The organism is Nonomuraea diastatica (assembly GCF_004349015.1).
In the GTDB taxonomy this organism is placed as follows: Bacteria; Actinomycetota; Actinomycetes; order Streptosporangiales; family Streptosporangiaceae; genus Nonomuraea; species Nonomuraea diastatica.
On sequence record NZ_SMKP01000321.1, the window covers coordinates 1 to 6,114 of the forward strand.

A 6,114-nucleotide genomic window follows, 5' to 3' on the forward strand; every position below is an offset into this window, starting at 1 on the left:
CCGCCACGCTGGTCGCCGACTGTGATGAGCAGGTCAGACGCGTCTGACCTGCTCATCACAGTCGGCGACCAGCGTGGCGGCTCGTACGAGGTTCCCGCGACAGGCTCGGAGACTCCCTGTGAAACGAACCCTGACCGCCCTGGCCATGCTCGGCACGCTCGCGGCGGCGGGCTGCTCCTCCGCCAGCGGCAGCACCGGCGACACGCTGCGTTTCGCGGCCGTGCCGGTCGAGCAGAACATCGACCCCACCGCCGAGTACAAGGACATCATCGCCCTGATCGAGAAGAACACCGGCATGAAGGTGGAGTTCGTCCGGTCGACCGACTACAACGCGGTCATCGAGGGCATGGTGTCCGGCAAGATCGACCTGGCCGAGTTCGGGCCGCTGTCGTACGTGCTCGCGAAGAGCAACGGCGCCAAGATCATCCCGATCGCGTCGATGGTCGAGAAGGGCGGGCAGCCGACGTACCAGAGCTTCGGCGTCGTCCCCGCGAACAGCGAGATCACCGGCATCGACGGCTTCAAGGGCGCGAAGGTCTGCTTCGTCGACCCCGGGTCCACCTCCGGCTACCTCTTCCCCAGCCAGGGCCTGATGGGCGCGGGCATCGACCCGAAGACCGGCATCGACGCCGTCATGGCGGGCGGGCACGACAACTCCGTGTTGTCGGTCGCCGCCGGCAAGTGCGAGGCCGGCTTCGCCGAGAACGCCATGGTCGAGCACATCCTCATCGACAAGGGCAAGCTCAGGCCCGGCCAGGTCAAGGTGGTGTGGAAGTCCGCCCCGATCCCCATGTCGCCCGTCGCCATGCGCGACGAGTTGCCCGCCGACCTCAAGGCCAAGCTGACCAGGACCTTCACCCAGGACGCCACCAAGGACCGGCTCGTGCAGCTCGGGATCTGCAAGGACGCCGCCTCGTGCCGCGTGACGGCCGACCCGTCGATCTGGGGCTTCCAGCCGGTCACCGACGCGACCTTCAACCCCGTACGCCAGGTGTGCGCGGCCACCCGCAACGAGAAGTGCTCAAAAGCGTGACGGGCGCCCACCCGATCGTCGAGACGCGCGGCCTGGTCAAGACCTTCGGCGACGTGCGCGCCTGCGCCGGCATCGACCTGACCGTCCACCCCGGCGAGATCGTCGGCCTGCTGGGCCCTTCGGGATCCGGCAAGTCCACGCTGTTGCGCCACCTCAACGGGCTGACCAGGCCGGACTCCGGCTACGTCACCGTGCTGGGCGTCGACGCGGCGTCCGCCTCGGGCAGGAGGCTGCGCGGGCTGCGCCGCCGCGTCGGCGTCGTCTTCCAGCAGTTTAACCTGGTCGGACGGCTCACCGTGCTGGAGAACGTGCTCAGCGGCGCCCTCGGGCGGGTGCGCGGCCCCCGGTACGGCATCGTCACCTGGCCCAGAGCCGTACGGGCCGAGGCCTTCGAACACCTGGACCGCGTCGGGCTGGCCGACCGGGCCTACCAGCGGGCGGGCAGCCTGTCGGGCGGCCAGCAGCAGCGCGTCGCCATCGCTCGCGCCCTGCTGCAGCGGCCCGAACTGATGCTCGCCGACGAGCCCGTCGCCTCCCTCGACCCGGAGACCGCCGGCTCGGTCATGGACCTGCTGGTACGCGTGTGCCGGGAGGACGGCCTGACCATGGTGTGCACCCTGCACCAGATCGAGCTGGCGCTGCAGTGGACCCGGCGGGTGGTCGGGCTGCGCCACGGGGAGATCCGCCTGGACGAGCCCACGCACCTGCTCGACGCCGTACGGCTGCGCGGGCTGTACCTGTCCGACCCCGTGACGGTGCCATGACGCGCGCCCGCTCCGCGCCCACCGCGACGGCCGCGCGCGACCACCCCGGGCCCGCCTCCGCCGCGTCTCCGTCGTCTCCTGTGTCCCCGGCCGGCGGGGGGCCGCCCGCCCGGCCGGGCACGGCTCACCGCCTCCGCCCCCCCAGAACCGGGCGGCGGGCCGCGGCATGGGGATTCCCGATCGTCTTCGTGGCGCTCGGCGTGCTCGCCCTCGACCGGCTCGGCGTCGGGATCGGCGGGCTGATCGGCGGCTTCGGGGAGGTCGCCGCGCTGCTGGCGCGGGCCTGGCCGCCGACCCTGTCCGACCCCGCGACGACGCTCGCCCACGTGCTCGACACGCTCTGGATGGCCCTCGCGGGAACCGCGCTGGCGACCGTGCTCGCCGCCGTGCTCGGTGTGCTGGCCGCCTCCCCGGTCAGGACCGCCAGGTCGGCGGCGCTCGCGGTGATCGTCGCCTGCCGGGCCATCCCCGACGTGGTGTTCGCGGTGTTCTTCGTGGCCGCCGTCGGCATCGGGCCGCTGCCCGGCGTGCTGGCGCTCGGCCTGCACTCGGTGGGCATGCTGGGCAAACTGTTCGCCGAGGCGGTCGAGCAGGCCGACACCGGCGTGCGCGAAGCCGTCGCGGGCACCGGGGCCGGACCCGCGCAGCGGCTGCTGGCCGGCGTGCTGCCGCAGGTCGCGCCCGCCTGGATCGCGGCCATCCTCTACCGCCTGGACATCAACTTCCGCGGGTCCGTGCTGCTGGGCGCCGTCGGCGCGGGCGGCATCGGGCTCGACCTGAAGACCGCGTTCGGGTTCACCGACTACCAGGAGGCCACCGGGCTCGCGCTCGTCACGGTGGCCGTGGTGCTGCTCGTCGAAGCGGTCTCCGTGACGCTGCGGGGGCAGCTGCTGGGCGCGGGACGTACCGGCATCGTCCCGGCCGAAGGCGGCACCCGCGTGCCGTGGACGCGCGGCCGGCTCGCCGTGCACCTGGCCGGGTGGGGCGGGATGCTCCTGGCAACGGTGGCGTTCTGGCAGGTCGGGGCGAGCCCGGCCGCGCTGGCCGACGCGGTCGGCGGCTCCCTGCGGGCGCTCGGCGACTTCTTCCCGCCCGACTTCGCGCCGGTGGCGGGCCTGCTCGGTGAAGGGCTGGCCGAGACGGCCGCGATCGCGCTCGGCGCGACCTTCCTCGGCACGCTCGCCGGCGTGCCGCTCGGCCTGGCCGCCGCACGGGCCGTCGCCCCCAACGACGGCGTACGGCTGGCCGCCCGCACCTTCTGCGTCGGCTTGCGCTCCATCCCCGACCTGCTGCTCGTGCTGGTGTTCGTGGCGGCGTTCGGGCTCATGGACGGGCCGGTCGCGGGCACCCTGGCGCTGGCCGTCTGCACCGCCGCCCTGGTCGCCAAGCTCGTCGCCGACGACGCCGAGGAACTGCGCAGAGGGCCGCGCGAAGCCGTGTCGTCGGCGGGCGCGGGCCCCGCGCAGGAGCTGACCGTCGCCGTGCTCGGCCAGCTCACACCCCGTCTGGCCGCCACCACCCTGTACGCGCTCGACGTCAACCTGCGGGCCTTCTTCATCCTCGGCATCGTCGGCGCGGGCGAGCTCGGCTACGCGCTCAGCCAGCACATCAGGGCGCTCAACCACGACGTGGTCACCGCGATCGTGGTGCCCGTGTTCGTGCTGGTCCTGGCCGTGGAGGCGATCTCCGCCCGGCTCAGATCCGTCTTGCAGTGATTTCTTCCATGATGACCTCCACGCTCGTGCGACGTCTCCCGCCGTTCACCCGATGGTCAGACGGGCCGCCGAGGCTGCTTGTCATGACAAGCACGCAGCGCTACCTGGAGATGGCCGACATCCTGGAGGCGGAGCTGGCCCACGTACCCGTGGGCGCGCAGGTGCCGAGCGAGCACGTGCTGGCCGACCGTTTCCAGGTCGGCAGACCCGCCGCCCGCGCGGCCCTGCAGGAGCTGGAGCGGCGGCTGCTGGTGCGCCGCGTCCAGGGCGTCGGCACCTTCCGGCGCGGCCGCGTGGAGTACGTGATCTCCGCCCACGTCCCGCCGTCGTTCAGCGAGACCGTGCGGCTGGCGGGCGCCGAGCCGGGAGCGCGGCTGGTGAGCTGCGGCGCCCGCCGCGCGGTCGAGCAGGAACGCGCCCGCCTCGGGCTGGCCACCGGCGCCGCCGTGTGGGCGGTCGAGCGGGTGTTCACCGTGAACGGTGAGGTCGCCGCGTACGCCACCAGCGTCCTGCCCCGGCGGCCCCTGCTGAACCTGGACAGGGAGCTCGGCGACGAGGTCTCCCTGCACCGGGTGCTGCGCCGCCGCTACGGGCTCACCGTCGTCCGCTCCCGCTACCGGATCAGCCTCGACGTGCCGCCGCCCGGGATCGCCGGGCACCTCACCGGCGGCAGCCGGGGGCCCACCTGGCTGGCGGAGAGCGTGAACCGCGCCGCGGGCGGGCCGTGTGTCGAGTACGCGCGGACGTACCTGAGGCCCGACGTCCTCGACGTCACCTTCGAGATCGAAGAGGAAAACCCTTGACAGAGGTCCTGACCAGCGAGGAACGCGCCGAGCTGCTCGCCGCCGCCACTCCCGACGAACTGCTGCCCCTCGCCGAGCGCCTGCTCCAGGCCGGCGACCTCGGCGAGCCGGCCGTCCTGCACCCGCCCGAGACCGGAATGGTGATGCTCACCGTGCGCGAGCCGGTGGCGGAGGAGCGCTTCCACCTGGGGGAGGTGCTGGTCACCTCGTGCACCGTCGAGGTCGCGGGGGCAGCGGGCTGGAACATGCGCGGCGGGGACGACCGCGTGGCCGCCCTGGCCGCGGCCCTGCTCGACGCCGTCGCCGCCGCCGGGCTGCCCGCCGCCGGTGAGGTGAACGCCCTCTGCGCGTCCGTCGCCGAGCGGCGGGCCAGGGAGGAGGCCGCCGAATGGGCCGAGGTGTCCGCCACCCGGGTGGCCTTCGAGGAGCTGACATGACCACCGCCCGCCCCAACGGCACTGTCTCCAACGGCACCGTCTCCAACCGCACTGTCTCCAACGGCAACCTTTCCCATGGCGACGCCACTCACGGCGACGGCGTCCACGGCACCGCCTCCCACGCTGGTGCTCCCCACGGTGGTGCCGGTGACGGTGCCGGCCGCAACAGGGTGCCGGACAGGTCGGGGGCGGCAGGGGCCGTCCGCGGGATCGGGGCGCACGTCCGGGCGGTGACGCCCACCGCGGCGCAGGCGCAGGCCGACTTCCGGGCGCTGCTGAACGTCCTGTCGCGTCCCGGCGTGCTGGACACCGTCAAGCGCGCGGACGGTCCGGCCGCGCTCGCCGTGGCCGCCGGGCTGGCCGACGTCGAGGTGCCCACGTCGGTGCTGACCCCTTCCGGCGAGGAGCACTGGGCGCAGGCCCTGCACCTGGCGACGTCGGCCCCGCCCGCGCCACCGGAGACGGCACGCATGGTCGTCGCGCTCCGCCCACCGTCGGCAGCGGAGATCGCGAGCCTCACCCGTGGTGACGCCCTGCACCCCGAGCACGGCACCCGCCTGATCGCCGCCGTCGAAACCCTGACACCGCACCACCAGGACCCCGGCGACCGCAACGATCACGGCCACCGTCGCCAGCCTGGCACCCGGGACCATGACGACCACCAGGGCAACGGCGACCGGCAGGGCAACGGCGGCCGGTGGGGGCCCTCGGGTGGTCAGGCGGAAGGGGTCGTGCTGGTGCTCAGAGGGCCCGGGGTGCCGGGAGTGCGGCGGGTCCGGGTGACAGGTCTTCCTGCCGGGGTGTTCGCCGCCCTGGCGGAGGCCAACGCGGACTTCCCCGCCGGCGTCGACACCTTCCTCGTCGCTCAGGACGGGACCATCGCCGGGCTGCCGCGCAGCACCCGCATCGAGATCGAGAACGGAGACGCCTGATGGGCTACTCAGGGGCCAGCGGCGGCCACGAGGCGATCCTCGCCGCCGAGCGGCTCGTCGAACGCCACCGGTACGGCGGGTCCAGCGCGTGGCTGGCCATCGACCAGATCACCGGGCGGCTGAGGCTGGCCGTGGACCGGATCATGGGGGAGGGCGGCCTATGGGCCCCCGAGCTGGCGGCCAGGGCACTGCGCCAGGCGGAGGGCGACGTGCAGGAGGCCGCCCAGCTCCTCAGGGCACACCGCTCCACGCTGCCCCGGGTGGCGTACTCGGAGCCGGTGCACGCCGACGAACTACGGGTCTCGCGCCGGATCTCGCCCGCGTTCCGTAACCCGCCGGGCAGCCAGGTGCTCGGCCGCACGCTCGACTACGTGGGCCGGCTGCTCGACCTCATGCCGGAAGAGCAGGCGAAGGCCCGCTTCCACAACCC

The 6,114-nt window shown here is 73.7% G+C and carries 7 protein-coding genes; all 7 read left to right on the forward strand.

The annotated features are described in order from the left end of the window. Positions 1-118: 118 nt before the first annotated feature. Positions 119-1,033, forward strand: a complete 915-nt coding sequence (locus E1294_RS50515; protein ID WP_165977945.1) for a phosphate/phosphite/phosphonate ABC transporter substrate-binding protein — start codon at positions 119-121, stop codon at positions 1,031-1,033. After that, on the forward strand, positions 1,018-1,797 hold the full coding sequence (gene phnC, locus E1294_RS50520) for a phosphonate ABC transporter ATP-binding protein (protein ID WP_132520044.1): 780 nt from the start codon (positions 1,018-1,020) through the stop codon (positions 1,795-1,797). The genes E1294_RS50515 and phnC overlap by 16 nt, the downstream gene beginning before the upstream one ends. Further along, the gene (gene phnE, locus E1294_RS50525; RefSeq protein ID WP_132520047.1) at positions 1,794-3,512 is read left to right on the forward strand and encodes a phosphonate ABC transporter, permease protein PhnE; all 1,719 of its coding nucleotides are present in this window, start codon (positions 1,794-1,796) and stop codon (positions 3,510-3,512) included. The genes phnC and phnE overlap by 4 nt, the downstream gene beginning before the upstream one ends. Before the next feature lie 83 nt (positions 3,513-3,595). Then, positions 3,596-4,315, forward strand: coding sequence for a GntR family transcriptional regulator (locus tag E1294_RS50530; protein ID WP_132520050.1), 720 nt, complete (start codon positions 3,596-3,598; stop codon positions 4,313-4,315). Then, positions 4,312-4,752: a phosphonate C-P lyase system protein PhnG gene (gene phnG, locus E1294_RS50535; RefSeq protein WP_132520053.1), complete on the forward strand. Its 441-nt coding sequence runs from the start codon at positions 4,312-4,314 to the stop codon at positions 4,750-4,752. The genes E1294_RS50530 and phnG overlap by 4 nt, the downstream gene beginning before the upstream one ends. Beyond that, a complete protein-coding gene (phnH, locus tag E1294_RS50540) occupies positions 4,749-5,684 on the forward strand; it encodes a phosphonate C-P lyase system protein PhnH (protein ID WP_165977946.1) in 936 nt (311 codons plus the stop codon). The genes phnG and phnH overlap by 4 nt, the downstream gene beginning before the upstream one ends. Next, positions 5,684-6,114, forward strand: a 431-nt coding sequence (locus E1294_RS50545) for a carbon-phosphorus lyase complex subunit PhnI (protein WP_165977947.1), incomplete at its 3' end; no start/stop codon positions are given. The genes phnH and E1294_RS50545, both read left to right, overlap by 1 nt.